At 46.9% G+C, this 16790-nt stretch carries 18 protein-coding genes; 16 read left to right on the top strand and 2 right to left on the bottom strand.

Annotation, left to right across the window (positions count from 1 at the left end; genetic code table 11):
- Window positions 1-14: 14 nt before the first annotated feature.
- From ASG16_RS25275 to ASG16_RS25260, 4 genes are all read left to right on the top strand, one after another.
- Entirely contained in the window at window positions 15-593 is a 579-nt protein-coding gene (locus ASG16_RS25275) for a CPBP family intramembrane glutamic endopeptidase (protein ID WP_056492723.1), read from the top strand.
- A complete protein-coding gene (locus tag ASG16_RS25270; protein ID WP_056492726.1) occupies window positions 590-1222 on the top strand; it encodes a LysM peptidoglycan-binding domain-containing protein in 633 nt (210 codons plus the stop codon). Before ASG16_RS25275 ends, ASG16_RS25270 begins: the two co-directional genes overlap by 4 nt.
- Before the next feature lie 56 nt (window positions 1223-1278).
- On the top strand, window positions 1279-2187 hold the full coding sequence (locus tag ASG16_RS25265; RefSeq protein WP_056492730.1) for an NAD(P)/FAD-dependent oxidoreductase: 909 nt from the start codon (window positions 1279-1281) through the stop codon (window positions 2185-2187).
- Window positions 2188-2562: 375 nt separating this feature from the next.
- Window positions 2563-3162, top strand: a complete 600-nt coding sequence (locus tag ASG16_RS25260) for a genetic competence negative regulator (protein ID WP_007723994.1) — start codon at window positions 2563-2565, stop codon at window positions 3160-3162.
- Between the two features lie 73 nt (window positions 3163-3235).
- Here the strand turns inward: ASG16_RS25260 and ASG16_RS25255 are convergent, their stop codons facing one another.
- Window positions 3236-3979: a PIG-L deacetylase family protein gene (locus tag ASG16_RS25255; RefSeq protein ID WP_056492733.1), complete on the bottom strand. Its 744-nt coding sequence runs from the start codon at window positions 3977-3979 to the stop codon at window positions 3236-3238.
- A 311-nt stretch (window positions 3980-4290) separates the two neighbouring features.
- Between ASG16_RS25255 and ASG16_RS25250 the strand changes: the two genes are divergently transcribed.
- Window positions 4291-5580, top strand: a complete 1290-nt coding sequence (locus ASG16_RS25250) for a Glu/Leu/Phe/Val family dehydrogenase (RefSeq protein WP_048032613.1) — start codon at window positions 4291-4293, stop codon at window positions 5578-5580.
- Window positions 5581-6195: 615 nt separating this feature from the next.
- Here ASG16_RS25250 and ASG16_RS25240 read toward each other — a convergent pair.
- Complete coding sequence (locus tag ASG16_RS25240; protein WP_056492737.1) at window positions 6196-7167, bottom strand: asparaginase; 972 nt, start codon at window positions 7165-7167, stop codon at window positions 6196-6198.
- An 82-nt stretch (window positions 7168-7249) separates the two neighbouring features.
- Between ASG16_RS25240 and prsW the strand changes: the two genes are divergently transcribed.
- From prsW to ASG16_RS25185, 11 genes are all read left to right on the top strand, one after another.
- Window positions 7250-7924: a glutamic-type intramembrane protease PrsW gene (prsW, locus tag ASG16_RS25235; protein WP_048032615.1), complete on the top strand. Its 675-nt coding sequence runs from the start codon at window positions 7250-7252 to the stop codon at window positions 7922-7924.
- Window positions 7925-8150: 226 nt separating this feature from the next.
- Window positions 8151-8789 (top strand): cell wall hydrolase, encoded by a 639-nt coding sequence (locus tag ASG16_RS25230; protein ID WP_056492739.1) that lies wholly within the window; start codon window positions 8151-8153, stop codon window positions 8787-8789.
- Between the two features lie 32 nt (window positions 8790-8821).
- Window positions 8822-10189, top strand: coding sequence for a germination protein YpeB (gene ypeB / locus ASG16_RS25225; RefSeq protein WP_056492743.1), 1368 nt, complete (start codon window positions 8822-8824; stop codon window positions 10187-10189).
- 115 nt (window positions 10190-10304) lie between these two features.
- Window positions 10305-10988 carry a flagellar brake protein gene (locus tag ASG16_RS25220; RefSeq protein WP_048032618.1) on the top strand — a complete coding sequence of 228 codons (684 nt, stop codon included), beginning with the start codon at window positions 10305-10307 and terminating at the stop codon, window positions 10986-10988.
- Window positions 10989-11013: 25 nt separating this feature from the next.
- Window positions 11014-11196, top strand: a complete 183-nt coding sequence (locus tag ASG16_RS25215; protein ID WP_048032619.1) for a hypothetical protein — start codon at window positions 11014-11016, stop codon at window positions 11194-11196.
- Window positions 11197-11404: 208 nt separating this feature from the next.
- Window positions 11405-12076, top strand: coding sequence for a (d)CMP kinase (gene cmk, locus ASG16_RS25210; protein ID WP_007716486.1), 672 nt, complete (start codon window positions 11405-11407; stop codon window positions 12074-12076).
- On the top strand, window positions 12073-12666 hold the full coding sequence (locus ASG16_RS25205) for a lysophospholipid acyltransferase family protein (RefSeq protein ID WP_048032620.1): 594 nt from the start codon (window positions 12073-12075) through the stop codon (window positions 12664-12666). Before cmk ends, ASG16_RS25205 begins: the two co-directional genes overlap by 4 nt.
- A 185-nt stretch (window positions 12667-12851) precedes the next feature.
- Complete coding sequence (gene rpsA / locus ASG16_RS25200) at window positions 12852-14024, top strand: 30S ribosomal protein S1 (protein WP_048032621.1); 1173 nt, start codon at window positions 12852-12854, stop codon at window positions 14022-14024.
- A gap of 76 nt (window positions 14025-14100) precedes the next feature.
- A complete protein-coding gene (gene fni, locus ASG16_RS25195) occupies window positions 14101-15153 on the top strand; it encodes a type 2 isopentenyl-diphosphate Delta-isomerase (RefSeq protein ID WP_056492746.1) in 1053 nt (350 codons plus the stop codon).
- An 85-nt stretch (window positions 15154-15238) separates the two neighbouring features.
- Complete coding sequence (locus ASG16_RS25190) at window positions 15239-15874, top strand: YphA family membrane protein (protein ID WP_056492749.1); 636 nt, start codon at window positions 15239-15241, stop codon at window positions 15872-15874.
- A gap of 7 nt (window positions 15875-15881) precedes the next feature.
- Window positions 15882-16787 (top strand): YIEGIA family protein, encoded by a 906-nt coding sequence (locus ASG16_RS25185; RefSeq protein WP_056492752.1) that lies wholly within the window; start codon window positions 15882-15884, stop codon window positions 16785-16787.
- Window positions 16788-16790: the final 3 nt, after the last annotated feature.

Raw genomic sequence — 16790 nt, 5'->3', positions numbered from 1 at the left:
GAGAGAAACATCAAGTGAGGGAAGATCGGCTAGAGGTGGATGAAGCCACTCTTCGGCTGAATCTATGGTTGACACAAGGAATCGTGATGGCAGTGGCTGCTGCTGGTAGCTTATGGCTGCTGGGCTGGGATGCTACTCTGTTCTTGTTTACATGGCCAGGCTGGAATGCCGTGCTGTGGGCCGTGTTTGTAGCCGCAGGTATTATTATCGCGAGTATTGCAATGGATCGGTACTTGCCTAAGAGATGGCAAGATGATGGCAGTATCAATGAGAAAGTTTTTGGGGCCATGTTACCATCCACTACGATTCTCGTCTGTATGATAGTAGGGGTGGCAGAGGAGTGGCTATTCCGTGGAGTCATTCAATCGCTTACCGGGAATTTTTGGAGCAGTCTTATTTTTACACTGATCCACATACGTTATTTGAAAAAGCCGCTTATGGTCATAAGTGTATTTGGTACAAGCTGGATCTTGGGACTCTTGTTTTCCCACTATCAGTCCCTTTGGCCCTCGATTGTGGCTCATATCCTTATTGACGTCATGTTAGCATTTTATTTACAAAAAACGATCAAGAAAAAGGGGGAGGAAGAGTGAATCTCGAGCAAAATCCATTACCACCCCGACGCTCCCGACATACTCGCCCTAAAGCGTCGTTCTCGTTTAAAAAGTGGATTCAACCGGGATTGTACTTGTTTGGATTCGTATTTTTCGGGTTGATTGGTCTCGAGTTGTATAGGGCCAATGTCCTACACGAGTCAGCCACTTCTGGTAGTGTTGAAGTGAAAGAAGTTAGTAAAGTGGGTACGATTGCGCCAGGAAGCAAGGCAGGAGAAAAGGAGCCTGTATCCGTCGTTCTTGCTGCTACCCCTGATCCGAATGCAAGCGTGACCAACCCACCTGCCAAGGCGAAAACGACCGAATCAAAACCAGTTGAGCCTGTAGTAAAGGCGTCCACAAGCGTACAGACACCTGCTGTGAGCACAGTCCCAGCCCAAACTTCTACTAGCAAAGTAGCTACACCAGACAAACAAGCTTCAACACCGCCTACACCAAAATCGAAGGTCGTCAAGCATGTGGTGAAGAAGGGTGAAACGTTGTTTATGCTGTCACGAAAGTACTTTGGAAATAATTCGAACGTAGGAAGAATTGCAAGATATAACGGACTTCATTCAGAAGCAGGGCTCGTTGAAGGGAAAATTGTGTTGGTTCCCCTCGTTCAGTAATGAGATCGTGCTCCACTGGCAATGCTATCGGGAAAAAGATAAGCAGGTGGATGTAAGTGGAGTATGATACGGTCATTGTCGGCGGCGGGATTGCAGGGCTTCAAACTGCAATCCAATTAGCTAGATGCCTTCGACGCGTAGCAGTCATTGACATGCCGGGTGGTCGGTCAACAGTCGCCAAAGCCTACCGAAACATTCTCGGATTTTCGGAGGGGGTTAGTGGCGATTTTTTGCGTCAAGCGGGTAGGGAACAAGCACAAAAATACGGCGCAATCTTGATAACAGATGAGGTAACAAAGCTTGCTACTGACCCAAGCGGCTTATTTATGATAGGTACGAAAAGTAGCATTCATACGCTTACTTCGCGAACGCTGGTATTGGCAACCGGCATTCGCGACCCGTTTCCAACAATCCCTGGCTTCTCCGATTGTGTAGGGATATCGATTTTCTTGTGTCCTGACTGTGACGGCTATGAAACAGTCGGGAAAGACACGGCAATCATTGGAGCAGGGCCGCACGCTGTTTCGATGGCAGACGAACTTATTTATTATACAAACAGCTTAACAGTCATTAACCATGCACAAGTGAAGGTGGATATGCAGGTTGTCTCTGGACTGAGCCAGCGAGGGATTATATATCGAGAGGAAAAAGTATGTACCCTTCACCATACAGGTGGACAATTGCAAGAAATCGAGCTCTCATCAGGTGAACGCTTGTATGCAGAACGAGCATTTCTTGCCTTTCCGGGTGCTCACGCTTTGACAGAGCTTTTGCGTGGTTTTTCCGTGCAAATTCATGAAAAGGGCCACATCCATTCGAATCCACGAACAAAAGAAACCGATCATCCCAACATATGGGCTGTTGGCGATATTAATGAGCATTCTCAACAAGTGTCGATTGCCATGGGGGATGGAACACAGGCGGCCATTTGGATTCAAAAGCGGCTGCGTGAATATGAGACCTAGAAAAACGCCTGATTCTGGGCGTTTTTTCATGTACAAACCTTTATGAATGAGAAGGAACCCGAACTAGCAGAGCCAAATATAAATACATAAGAAGAAGCATGAAGGGGAACTTTTCCTGGGAAAGCGCAGAAAATGACAGGCAACAACAAAGTTTCTTTTTTCGTGAGTGGATTCGACATTGATAGGCGAATGTTGCGTAGGTGTCATGGTAGCTTTGTTCCAGTAACTAAATGTGATATGATAGGACTACCCCGTATTTTCCAGTCCATCAAAAAATGGATGAATGCCAACAGGTATTCGCCGGAGAATGTGGAGAACTCTTACAGGCTTACCATCATATTTTGTAGTACGACTGGATGGCGAGGAGGGACAGTCATGCGTGTTGAACGCCTTGGTCAAGATAAAATACGAATCTTTTTAACTTTTGACGACCTCTCAGAGCGCGGGATAGAAAAAGAAGACATGTGGCGTGACATTCCTAAAGTTCATGAACTGTTCAACGACATGATGGAACAGGCTTATCACGAATTAGGGTTTGAGGTATCAGGGCCTGTTGCAGTTGAAGTGTTCGCCTTGCCAGCTCAGGGAATGGTCGTAATCGTAACGCGTGGCAAGACGGGCTCAAAGGACGGCAAAGAGGAAGAATTCGAAGACGAGGATGTATACGAGCTAGAGGTCACATTGGAAGAAAGCGACTTGATCATGTATGCCTTCCGGGACTTTGAGCATATGGTTGAAGCCGCCCATCGCATTAACGCCCTTTTGACCAATGGCGGAGCTGCCTACTTCTACCAGGGGAAATATCATCTGGTGCTAGAGGAAGTCGACTTGGATCAGGAGCGTTATCACAAGTTAATTGCGATCCTCTCTGAGTACGGAGAAGCGACGCCGATAACGATTTATGTGTTGGAAGAATATGGGAAAGTGATCGTTGCCGACGATGCTGTAAAAGAAATATGCAGGCATTTCACGTAATCGAAAAAGAAATGTCTGGGAATATAAAACAGCACCTAGTCAACCAACTAGGTGCTGTTGCTGTCTGTACAGATTATGCTAGGCCATCAAAAAAATCAGCCTCTTTACCGTGAATGGTATAGTTCGGAAGGCTGTGCCAAGCCAAGATGTAATGATTGTTTGGCGGAACAGAATGGTGCTCGCCTTTTGTTACACCTGGGAAAACACGCTCTACTGAAAGGTGCTGTGTTCTGTGCGCCCGCAAGGCATCTGCTACTTGTGGCATGTATTCAGGACCGTGAATGATGGTCGTAATGCTCTCGAGTGGATCGGTAAACGGAGGCTTTATCGTACCAAATCCTTCCTCGGATGAACGAGTCGCATAGTAAAACTTTCGCACGCTCGTATCTGGGCCTAAAGAAAGGACAGCCTGAGTGGTAGCATGACTAATCGCCAAATGGTCAGGATGTCCGGAGATGCCATGTGGTGCAAACGTGACGACGATCTCTGGTTGAGTCTGCTGAATGGCTTGGTGGATTCGAGTAACAAGCTCATCTACGGGCACTGTGTTTAGGTACTTATCCTGGTACTCCCAGACTTCTACCTGATCGAAACCGAGTATGGCGCAAGCGTCGCGAAGCTCTTGCTCGCGAAAACGAGGGAGTTCTTCCAGTGTGCATAAAGGTGGTTCACCAGCTTTCCCTGCTTGCCCTTTTGTTGCACACAATAAATGAGTGCTGGCCTTTTTTGTTTTACTATATTTGGAAATGGAAATCCCACAAGCAAACGTTTCGTCATCGGGATGAGCAAAAACAAACAAAATAGACTTTTTTTTCATAAAAACACCTCCATGAATAAACTTCCACCTTTACTTTATCCATTATGGCATAAATCCACTAATTCCGTAATGAAAGAAACAAGTTTGGGGACAATACAAGCATGATGGGACGTGCATTTGGAGCTGTTTGTAAAAAATGAAGCCGAAAAAGCGGTTTCAGAAATGATTGGTAAATAATTGAATGATTATGCAAAACAAGGCACGAAAACGTTTTCGAAATGGAAAAAAAACATTTTTAAGCTTCTCATAAATGATACAAGCGTGTATACTAAAGGCGGCATTGACCGAAAACATTTTTGAGGTGGTAAGTAATGGGTAATCAAGACGTGGTAACCGAAAGCACCGAAGGGAAAGAAAAGCAAGAATCATTGAACTTGCTCCATTCAACTCAAACGGTGATCAAGGAAGCACTGGAGAAACTAGGTTACCAAGAATCGATGTTTGAACTCTTGAAGGAACCGCTACGCGTTTTGACTGTACGTATTCCGGTTCGCATGGATAATGGCGAAGTAAAGGTATTTACGGGCTATCGTGCACAGCACAACGATGCAGTAGGTCCGACCAAGGGGGGCATTCGTTTCCACCCGGAAGTTACTGAGGATGAAGTTAAAGCACTTTCTATCTGGATGAGCCTCAAAGCAGGTATCGTCGATCTGCCATATGGCGGTGGTAAAGGCGGTATCATTTGCGACCCGCGTGAAATGTCCTTCCGCGAATTGGAAAGACTGAGCCGCGGTTACGTTCGCGCAATCAGCCAGCTTGTGGGCCCTACTAAAGATATTCCAGCTCCGGACGTCTTTACGAACTCACAGATCATGGCATGGATGATGGACGAATATAGCCGTATCCGTGAATTTGACTCGCCTGGTTTCATTACGGGTAAACCAATTGCGCTGGGTGGTTCTCATGGCCGCGAAACAGCTACTGCAAAAGGTGTAACCATTTGCATCCGTGAAGCAGCGAAGCGTCGCAACATCGACGTAAAAGGTGCTCGCGTAGTCGTACAAGGCTTTGGTAACGCTGGTAGCTACTTGGCAAAATTCATGCATGATGCAGGTGCTAAAGTTGTAGGTATCTCTGATGCATACGGTGCGCTGCATGATCCAAACGGTTTGGATATCGACTACTTGTTGGATCGTCGTGATTCCTTTGGTACAGTTACAAAACTGTTCAACAACACGATTTCCAACAAAGAGCTTCTTGAACTGGAATGCGACATTTTGGTTCCGGCAGCAATCGAAAACCAAATCACAGCTGCAAATGCTCACAACATCAAGGCGTCAATCGTAGTAGAAGCGGCAAACGGCCCAACTACACTGGAAGCGACCAAGATTTTGACTGAGCGGGGAATTCTTCTGGTTCCAGACGTACTTGCTAGTGCTGGTGGTGTGACTGTTTCCTACTTCGAGTGGGTACAAAACAACCAAGGCTACTACTGGTCTGAAGAAGAAGTAGAAGAGAAGCTGGAAAAAGTAATGGTTCGTTCGTTTGAAAATGTATACTCCATGTCTCAAACTCGTCGCATTGACATGCGTCTGTCTGCTTACATGGTTGGTGCCCGCAAAATGGCTGAGGCTTCTCGCTTCCGCGGTTGGGTATAATTTTTCAAACAACCCTCCATATATTGAGAAAACATGGCTTCGCCGTTTTGGCGGGGCCTTTTTTATTGGCTTGTAATGTGGCTGAAGTGGAGAGAAGAATATTTCCAGGCTAGGCTCCAGGCTTCGTCCTGCTGGGGGCTGAGACTGCCCGCTCCGAAGGGATTCGTGGGGAAACGCAAAAGTGGTAGCCGCTTCGTAGACTGGGCACGTTGCGTTTCTTTTGCCCACGAATCCCTTCTCCGCTCGGTAGGACTCCACAAGTCGCTACGCCTGGAAATATTCTTCTCTAGCGTAACAGGTGACATTTCTTCAATCTTTTAAAGCTTTAATGATAGGGGTAACACTGACAGCTCGAAGAGGAAACAGGAGAAATAAGCGAAGATCTTAGGGACACCGACCGAGACGCAATGCAAAAAGCGAAACACGCTCTTAAGCGGCCACCTCTGAAAAACATCCTGAAGGGGCAACTTTGGCCGCGGTTTCGCTTTTTGCATGGAGTCGTGCAGGCAAACCCACAGGGGGCCCTAGAATCTGAGCGTTTTCTCCTGTTTCCTCCCCACCACAACAGCATCGTACGAAAAAACCTCCTGATGGTCAGGAGGTTTTCGTCATTTTTTAATGGTCGAACAACTGCTGTAACTCCTTGAAAGTCCGAGTTTTTTGCAGTGTTACAATTAACTTGAGACGAGCTTTTTGCCCATTTAAGCCATTGGAGAAGATGATGCCCATTTCTTTTAGTTTGCGGCCTCCACCCTCGTAATCATAGATATCCTGCACCTGGCCGTTGTAGCAGCGGGAGACAAGAACGATGGGTACGCCTTTGTCGAGTAGTTGCTGCAGGGTAGGGATGATAGCGGGAGGAAGATTTCCTAAACCAAACGCCTCTACAACCAGTCCGTCAATCGATTGCTCCAGCAAAAATTGAAGCCAGGAAGGGTCCATACCTGCAACGGCCTTGATCAAAGGTACATTCGCATCAGCATTGGAAATCGCATAGTGCTCACGATCCAATGGAGAATGGTGATACTGCACACTTTTTTTGGCAATGGTTCCAATCGGACCGTATTGTGGGGATTGGAAGGTAGCGACATTGCTTGTATGTGTCTTGGTTACGTGACGTGCTGCGTGAATTTCGTCATTAAAAACAACGATAACGCCTTTGTTCAGGCTTGCGGGGTCAGCGGCTGCACGAACGGAAGAAATAAGATTGACCGGACCATCAGCCCCGAGCTCATTGCTGCTGCGCATGGCTCCGGTAACGACAATTGGGACGTGAACCGATAAAGTCAAGTCGAGAAAGTATGCGGTCTCTTCCAACGTATCAGTCCCATGCGTAATGACAATGCCATCGTAGTGATCATGTTGAAAGGCTTCCTCAATATCGAGTCGCAGTTGATTCATGATCGCAGGTGTCATGTGAGGGCTAGGCAGGTTGAGTACATTTTTCATGGTGACTTCCGCGTATTTTTCTAAAAAAGGAAGAATTTTGTTGACTGCTTGATCATCCAATGGCTTTACGCCTTCTGAGTCATCGACAGACATGGCAATCGTGCCGCCTGTATTCACTACCAAAATTTTTTTTGACATGATCTCTCTCCTGTAGCGGGTTTTCATCAACCAGTATTCATGGTACGATGAACAATAGTCTTGTGTAAAGGAGTAATAAAAGATGATTGCTTTGATCGGCGCGGCAGTTGCCCCCGGTATCGCCATCTTAAGTTACTTTTACCTGCGTGACAGTCTCGAACCGGAACCGATTTCGATGGTGATCCGGTCGTTTATCTTTGGTATGCTGCTGGTCGTACCGATTATGGTGCTCCAGTACATCATGCAGAATGAATGGAACTGGCGGGATGGCATTGTCGCGGAAGTTTTCCAATCCGCTGTCGTGGAAGAATTTTTTAAATGGATGGTCATCTATTTTACGGTTTATAAACATTTGGAATTTGATGAACCATACGATGGTATTGTTTATGCGGTTGCGGTGTCACTTGGTTTTGCTACGTTGGAGAATTTGTTCTACCTTATTATCAACGGAACGAATATCGCCATCTGGCGAGCTTTTCTGCCGGTATCCAGCCATGCGTTGTTTGCAGTGTGGATGGGCTATTATCTCGGACGGGCCAAGTTTTCCAAGGACGCCAAACATGAGCGGCTTTTTTTATGGATGTCGATTACCTTGCCGATTGCCTTGCATGCCTTGTACAACGTGATTTTTTTGGCAGTGCAAAACTGGTTGGTAGTGATTGTGCCATTCATGCTCGTCTTGTGGTGGCAGGGCTTAAAAAAGGTACAAAGAGCACACGATTTCGGTTCTAAAAATCTCTCTTCACGTCCACAATAGACGGTAAGGAGGAGACGTACGTGCTAAAAACCGAACGAGCAAAAGTCACAATTCAATGCAATGTATGTGGAGAAAAGTTTACACTTCGTGGTCATCGAGAACCTGGGGGGCAAATAGAAACAGGGTTCAAGCAATGCCTGTGTGACAACGATAAGCATTTTCGGATTGACGAGTCCTGATCTTTTCCTTTCCCAACTAAAAAAGCGTAACAAATCTAGGTGGGCCGATGCAAATAGCATCGGTCTTTTTCTATATCCAGATTTACATGCATAATCCATTCTTCCTCCACCAACACTATGCAAAGATTTCAATACATGCCAAGGAGGATTCAGCCGTGCGTACAATCTGGATCGCAGGTGTGTTGGTGATGTTGGTAGCAGTGGGTTTGAGTGGATACAAGGTTGTCTGGAAAGAAAAGAATGTAGCGGCCGTGCAAAAAGAGCAGATAGCTGCACTTGCTGCAAAGAAAAATACGGCCAAAACCAAAGCCAGCTTTCATCCTTCACGGGTTTCTGACAATGATTTGAAAATCATGGCGAATGCTGTTTACGGGGAGGCGAGAGGAGAGCCGTTTGAAGGGCAAGTAGCTGTCGCAGCCGTTATTTTGAACCGCGTCAAGAGCCCTACGTTTCCTGATACGCCCTCGGCTGTGATATTTGAACCACGCGCTTTTACAGCAGTTGCTGATGGTCAAATATGGCTTACACCGAATGAAAGCGCGACGAAAGCAGTGAAGAATGCACTAAACGGCTGGGATCCGACAGGAGGGTGCACGTACTATTTTAATCCAGATACAGCAACATCCGGTTGGATTTGGACCAGACCGCAGGTTAAAAAGATCGGGAAACACATCTTTTGCAGATGATGGATGCGTAACCAAAGGAGGAGTGGCAAGGGATGGTATATGGAGCAACAGCACGCGTGTTATTTCCCGTTGCCTTGGTCGCTTTAATAGGCGCTGGCGTGTGGGGATATCAGGAGCACAATGAAAAGAACTCGGTCCTAATCAAAGCAGAAAACTCATATCAACGGGCTTTTCACGATCTCACCTATCACGTGGATAAGCTGCACGATGAGCTTGGCAAATCGCTGGTGGTCAACTCGCGCAGACAAATGACACCAATTCTGACGAATGTTTGGCGGCTTTCCTATGCGGCACAAGCGGATGTCGGACAACTTCCGCTGACTTTGATGGCGTTTAACAAAACCGAAGAAATGCTGTCGAGGGTCGCAGATTTTTCCTATCGTGTCGCTGTGCGTGACCTGGACAAGCAGCCATTGAGTCAGAGTGAATACAAGACATTGAAGAGTCTGCACACCCAAGCAAAGGATATCCAGGATGATCTGCGCAAGGTACAAACCCTCGCGATGGACAAACAATTGAGGTGGATGGATGTCGAGACGGCATTGGCCACCAATAAAAACAAAGAGGACAATTCGATCATCGATGGCTTCCAAACCATTGAGAAAAAAGTGCAGGAATACCCTGATTTAGACTGGGGCGTCGGGATACAGAGTCTCGATAAGAAAAAGCAGCAGCGAATCAAAGGGATCGATGGCAATCCAGCCACCAAAGAGGAAGCAGAGAAGAATGCACTTGCGTTTCTCGGGTTGAAGCCAGGAGATGCGAAAGTACAAGTAAACGAGAACGGTAAGGGGCAGGAATACTCGGCGTATAGCGTACATGTCACGCCAAATGGACACAAGACAGGCATTAACCTCGATGTCACCAAACGCGGCGGTAAAGTGGTTTGGATGATGAACGAACGTGCAATTGGCGAGGAAAAGCTGGACATGAAGCAGGCAGAAGAAAAAGGTCGAGTGTTCTTGCGCGACCATGGCTTTGACAATATGCAGGTCTCCGAGATTGACAGCTACGACCGCAACGCACTCTTTACGTTTGTGCCTGTTCAGGATGGCGTCAGAATTTATCCGGACGGGGTGGTTGTAGAGATTGCGTTGGACAACGGTGATGTTACTGCTTTTAACTCGACGGAGTATCTGTTTAATCACAAAAAGAGAATGATCTCCGAGCCCCGTCTCTCAAAAGAAGAAGCAAGGAAAAAAGTCAATCCGAGTGTAAAAGTGACGGATCAGCGCCTTGCCCTCATCGAAGGGAAAAACGATGGAAAAGAAGTACTGACGTGGGAAATGACGGGCAGCTTTGAAGGAAATTCGTACATGGTCTACATCAACGCCATGAATGGAGAAGAAGAAGAGGTTGTGAAAATGGAAACAGGATCAGGACAGAACGAAGGACAATAAAGTTTAAAAAATCATGGGGAAAGCTAGTTTTTTAGCGGCTTTCCCTATTTGCTGATTCGAAACAAAAGGGTATATAATGGAAAGGGTGATAGGGAAGGGGAGGAACAGTTACATTATGATGCTTCCACGAATAGGACAAACAATAAGACTAAACTTCACGAGTTCCTCAGAAGAAACGGAGCTGCAAACTTTCAAAAGCCGTGTGGCTGATTTGAAGGACGATGTAGCTTCCATCGAGTTGCCAACCAGCGAAAACACTGGACGCACTGGGGTATTTCAACCAGGGACAGAATGCTTGGTTTGGTATGTTGGCGAGGATGGCTCACGCTATGAATTCCGCTCTGCGATTGTCGGCAGGCAAAACAATCACATTCCTGTTCTGCTTTTGCAACTGCCGGCGAAAGAGGAGATTGTGCGCACACAGCGACGAAACTACTTAAGAATTGACACTACGGTAGACATCGCAGTCAAACTGGACGATCCGATTCGACGCTATCATTTTCTAGCACGAACGCTGGATATCAGCGGTGGAGGGCTGTCTTTTAGCTGTGAGGAAAGCTATCATTTGAAGGAAAAAGACAACTTGCACGTCTGGATTTCCCTTCCAAGCAAAAATGGACAGGTTCAACATGCTTTTGTAGAGATGGAAATCGTCAGACAAAAACCGGCGGAAGAAAAAGGTTTGCACCAATGGATTTCGGGTAAGTTCACCCAAATCAGTGAGCAAGATCGGGCAAAAGTGGTTAGAGCGTGTTACGAGAGACAGCTAGAGCTTCGCAAAAAAGGCGTTGTGGATTGACGCTTCATCTGAGGAAGTGACCCTATTGACCAGCCAGTACAATGATCGTTTTTGCAGCTTTTCCAAACGGGTAGAAAAAGGCATCATGATTGGAATTGTCGTATGTGCGATTGTACTGACTATAGGCGAAGTTCTCATTCAGTACGTACCCGCAAGACTAGTATTAATTGAAACAGAGCGCTTGGAAGGCGTGTCAAGTGAGCCCTAAAGGTTTGCGCATGCTTCCATACTATGGTACTATTATAGATAACATAGAAAACGGTCTTGAATCGTTTTTTGTAGACCGCTAGTGGTCACAGCCAAATGCGAAAAACGCTATATCGTTTTTCATCACACAAAGAATGGGAAAGGGCTTCGACAGAAGCTTTTCTTGTTTTATTCCCATCCGAACTAACGTACATAGCAGGTGAGAAGTAATGAACATTGCCATTGATGGACCAGCGGGAGCAGGCAAAAGCACTGTCGCCCAAAAAGTAGCGGGACAACTGGAATACGTGTACATTGACACAGGTGCCATGTATCGTGCCCTCGCTTGGGCAGTCCACCATCATCAGCTCCCTATCAACGATGAGTCTGCAGTTTCCGAACTTTTGCAAAAAAACAAGATTCAACTGGTTCGGGAAAACGGACAGCAACATGTATACTGGAATGAAATCGATGTCACGAGCTGGATACGTTCCACAGAAGTGAGCCAGTACGCCTCCATTGTAGCGAGCTACGGTTCCGTACGTGAACAAATGCTTGTGCTACAGCGGCGATTGGCTACTCAAGGTAATGTCGTCATGGACGGCAGAGATATCGGTACTCATGTTTTGCCTGATGCAGATGTGAAGATTTTTCTGACTGCCTCCATCCAAGAGCGTGCAGAACGCCGCTGGAAGGAACTTCTCGCAAAAGGTACCCAGACAGACTTGGCAGAGCTGGAAAAAGAAATTGAAGAGCGAGATCGACGGGACATGCAGAGAGAAGTCGCACCGTTGCGCCAGGCGGAAGATGCCGTTTTGGTAGACACAACAGGAATGACCATTGATCAGGTGGTCGATCGCATCTTGCAAATCTGCGAGCGAACGGGAGAGTCAACCCATTGAGTTACTATCGTTTATTCAGAGGTTTTTTTCGCATCATTTTTTCGCTTGTCTTTCGTTGGCAAGTGATCGGGCGTGAACATATACCTAAGGAAGGCCCAGTGATCCTTTGTGCCAACCACATTTCTTTGTGGGACCCACCTCTTCTCGGGAGTGGTATTGAGCGTCAGGTTCATTTCATGGCCAAAGAAGAGCTTTTCAAAATTCCGGTCTTATCCTTTCTCATTACCAAATTCGGTGCATTTCCGGTCAAACGGGGTGCAGGAGATCGTGCGGCGATTCGCACGACTCTCAAACTGCTGGAAGATGGAAAAATCTTTGGAATCTTTCCTGAGGGAACCCGCAGCAAAACAGGGGAACCAGGAGAAGCGATGCCGGGTGTAGCGATGTTCGCTCTCAAGTCAGAAGCTGCGGTCATTCCGGTAGCCATTATCGGGCCATATCGACCGTTTCGTTCCATTAAGATCGTTTACGGTAAACCGATCGATCTGACTCAACTGCGCGAGGCCAAAGCAAGCGCTGATACGTTGAAGGAAGCGAGCGATCTGATTATGGAGAACATCAAGCAATTACGGAACCAGCATCTCTCTTAGCAAACGGTATAGAATTGCTAAAGGGACGAATACTAAATCTGCTGGAACTTACTGGCTTCATCAGTACTAACTGCCAGCCATCAGGCGACAGTTAAAAATATACATGCTCCCGCTTCATGTAGAGAGGTTGTTCACAACCTGTACATAGACGTTTGGGACTGGATGGTATTAAGGAGGTCTTTTGAATGATGGAAGAAACGAACGTAAGCTTGACGGATGCAACAACCATTTCCGTAGGAGATGTTGTAAAAGCAACCGTAACAAAAGTTGAGGACAAACAAGCGCTTGTAGATCTAGGTTACAAGTACGATGGTCTGATTCCTATCAGCGAACTGTCTCCACTGCATGTTGAAAAGGTATCTGATGTAGTAGCGGTTGGTGATACTTTCGAAGTGAAAGTCATCAAGCTAAACGACGAGAAAGAAGAGCTCGTTGTTTCCAAGAAAGCCGTAGCGATGGAATCCTCTTGGTCTGATCTTGAGCAGAAAATGCAAGCGGGTGAAATCATCGAAGCGACTGTAAAAGAAGTAGTGAAGGGCGGCCTGGTTGTTGATGTAGGCGTTCGCGGCTTCATTCCGGCTTCTATGGTAGAGCGTCATTTTGTTGAAGATTTCTCTGATTACAAAGGCAAAACATTGGCTTTAAAAGTAGTAGAAATGGATAAGGAAAAGAATAAAGTTATCCTGTCCCACAAAGCGGTTTTGGAAGATGAAGTGAAAGTGCAAAAGCAATCCATTATGGATAAAATCCAAGTGGGTCAAGTATTGGAAGGAACGGTTCAGCGCATGACTGATTTCGGCGTATTCGTGGATATCGGTGGAGTTGATGGATTGGTTCACGTATCCGAACTTGCTTGGAACCGTGTAGATAAGCCGTCCGATGTCGTGAAGGAAGGCGACAAAGTACAAGTGAAGGTCCTCAAAATTGACCGTGAAAACGAGCGCATTGGCCTTAGCATTAAGGAAACGCAAGCAGGTCCATGGGCGAACGTAGCAGAAGATTTCAAAGCGGGCTCTATTTTGAACGGAACGGTTAAACGTTTGGTATCCTTCGGTGCATTTATTGAGCTTGCTCCTGGAATCGAAGGCCTCGTACACATCTCCCAAATCGCAAATCGCCGGGTGAATACACCGGGTGAGGTGTTGAAAGAGGGCCAAGAAGTACAGGTAAAAGTTTTGGATGTTGTTCCACAAGAACAACGCATTAGCCTCAGCATCCGTGCAGTAGAAGAAGACCGTGTGGAGCAGGCAGAACGTGCGAGCAAGCGTGAACAGCAACAATTCACGCAAGAAAACAACCAACCAATGGGCGTGACATTGGGTGAGTTGTTCGGTGACCTGAAAGACAAGTTCAAGTAAGCTAAAAAGTAGGATTCATGGGGATACGCTCTGGCGTATCCCTTTTTTCTGGGAGTGAAAGTCTAGGAGGGGTACAATGGATCGTCGCTCGATTAGAAAACTGGACCATATTCGAAATGCTCTTGTCACTGGGGAAGATGCTGCGAATAGCTTTGATGATGTTAGTTTTGTTCCGAATAGCTTGCCGAATACTGCGTTTGCTGAATCCTCACTGGACACCGAGATCGCATCCTTGCGACTTTCCTCACCGATTATGATTAATGCGATGACGGGTGGAGCTGGTGGGACAACGCAGATTAATCAAAAACTGGCGATCATTGCGAGGGAACGCAATCTGGCTATGGCAGTTGGCTCACAAATGGCCGCTCTGCGTGATCCGGATGTTACGGATAGCTATCGGATTGTCAGAAAGGAACATCCACAGGGAATCCTGTTTGCTAATGTTGGGGCGGAGGCGACAGTGGAGCAGGCAACAGCAGCAGTGGAGATGATAGAAGCGAACGGACTGCAAATCCATCTGAATGTCATGCAAGAACTGTTGATGCCTGAGGGAGATCGGGATTTTCGCGGCTATCTCGAGCGAATTCAAGCAATCAGCGAGACCCTGGATGTGCCGGTTCTTGTCAAAGAAGTCGGTTTTGGCATGGCAAAGGAATCAATCGAGAAGCTAATGGAAATCGGGATCAGAACAATCGATGTGGGTGGAAGAGGCGGAACAAATTTTGCTCAAGTCGAAAATATGCGAAGTGATCATCCTCACGCCATGTTCGAGGATTGGGGATTCACGACGGTGGAGAGCTTGCTAGAAGCGAGTACTGTCGGTCATCCGGGAATGTCGTACATAGCAACAGGGGGTGTTCGTCATGGACTAGATGTAGTCAAAGCCGCTTCTTTAGGTGCGTCTGCTGTCGGGATGGCTGGGGCAATGCTGCGTCTGGTTCAGCGCGAATCTCTGGAAGAATGCTTGTCTACCGTCGACAAATGGCATCATCAAATTCGCGTGGCGATGACGGCACTAGGATTGAAAGGTCTGGCAGATGCGGTTTGTACTCCTGTTATGATCACGGGAAAAACAGCGGAGAGAGCAAGGCTTCGTCACATGCAATTGGAGAGACTGGCGCAACGCTAGTTAGTGGACGAGCATTCGATTCATGAAATTTCCTTGGTTGAGGCATACTTTTGGGGGAGACAACCATCATTTTGAGGAGATGAACATGAACGAGGGAACCGTTGCGATCCTCATCCAGTGGTCTTTGCTTTGTCTTGTCTGGATGGGAAGCTTTGACTTGCAGCTGCGAAACATGAAAATGGAACGCAGACGAGTGCTCGCAGTGATCAGCGCATTTTTAATTTGTACGTTTGTTAACTGGGAAATCTATTTTGCCCCCATTCAAGTTAGTCTAAGTGGAACGATATTGCCACTGATCGCAAGCATTGTCCTTTACACCAAGCTCATGACCAAAATACGTAGATTGTACTTGCTGAGTGCGCTGGCAACGGCCCTTTTGCTATTTTGGCTGCGCTGGCTGTTTTTTACCGATCCGATCTTGCTGTTTTGGGATGAGCGGATCATCGTACCCGCTGTTGGAGTCTGTACGATTTTTTTGATGAGCAGAACGAATCTGGGACAACTGTTTCAGCTCACGCTCGCCTTGCCACTTGCAGATGCGATACATTCGCTATATTTTTGGAAATTGTCGGGTTCCTGTCATTGGGGATCGGAGTATGCGCAAGATTTGCTGTGGAGTGGTATATCACTATGGGCTCTCGTCAGCATAGTCTGGTCTGCGATTCGTCGTATCCTCGGTAGAACAGAAACAGAGTCTTCTCATTCCGATACGGGCAGGTGACGCTAGAGTGTTGAAGGAATTGCTAGCATATGAATATGTTTTTCCGTTAGTTATGGGCTTCGTATTCGGCATTATGTGTCGGATTCATCTTTTGCGAACAGATTATCGTCAATATCCAACGTACCCCCACGGAAAAATTATTCACGTTTCACTTGGGGTGATCGCGTCCGCACTCGGAGCGTTAGCGATTCCCGCTCTGCTCAAAGAGAATTACACGGCAGTCACATTTTTGACGGTGGCTGCGCAGCAATTCCGCGATGTTAGGAACATGGAACGAACTACGCTCACGGAGATCGATAAGAAGGAGCTGGTACCCCGTGGTGGTCCCTACATCGAAGGAATTGCAATGGTGTTTGAAGGACGCAATTACATGGTCATGTTTACCTCGTTGGTGACAACGACGGCTACCATTCTTTTTCATTGGTGGGGGGGTGTCATTGCAGGTGTCATCGCCTTGTTGATTTCTCGCAAGCTGCGATCTGGAAAAACACTGTCGCTGATTGCAGAGATTGAGCCGGGGGAAGTGAGAGTAGAAGGAAGAGACTTGTATGTGAACGACATTTACATCATGAACGTCGGGTTGGCAGATGCCCAAGAGATCATACGTGAGCAAGGTGTGGGTTTTATTCTGACACCGAGGGATGCCAATGCCAAGGTCACGATTGCCCATCCAGGACAGCGACAAGCGATATTGCACGATGTCGCGACGCAGCTCGGGGTATATACAGATACGGGAGAGCCATCGCTAACACCATTGGTAAAACGTGATATACAGTCAGGGAGACTGGGTGTATTTTTATTGCCGCAAGAAAAAGATCTGGAACGAGCAACGTCAGTCATTCGTGCAGTCCCGATTCTCGAAAGCGTCTTCCGTATGCCAACGAAGACTAGAATCGTGAAAAAGGAGCTGTAGGTC

It is taken from the genome of Brevibacillus sp. Leaf182, from assembly GCF_001423865.2.
Lineage (GTDB): Bacteria > Bacillota > Bacilli > Brevibacillales > Brevibacillaceae > Brevibacillus > Brevibacillus brevis_C.
This window is presented reverse-complemented; position numbering and strand designations above follow the sequence as displayed.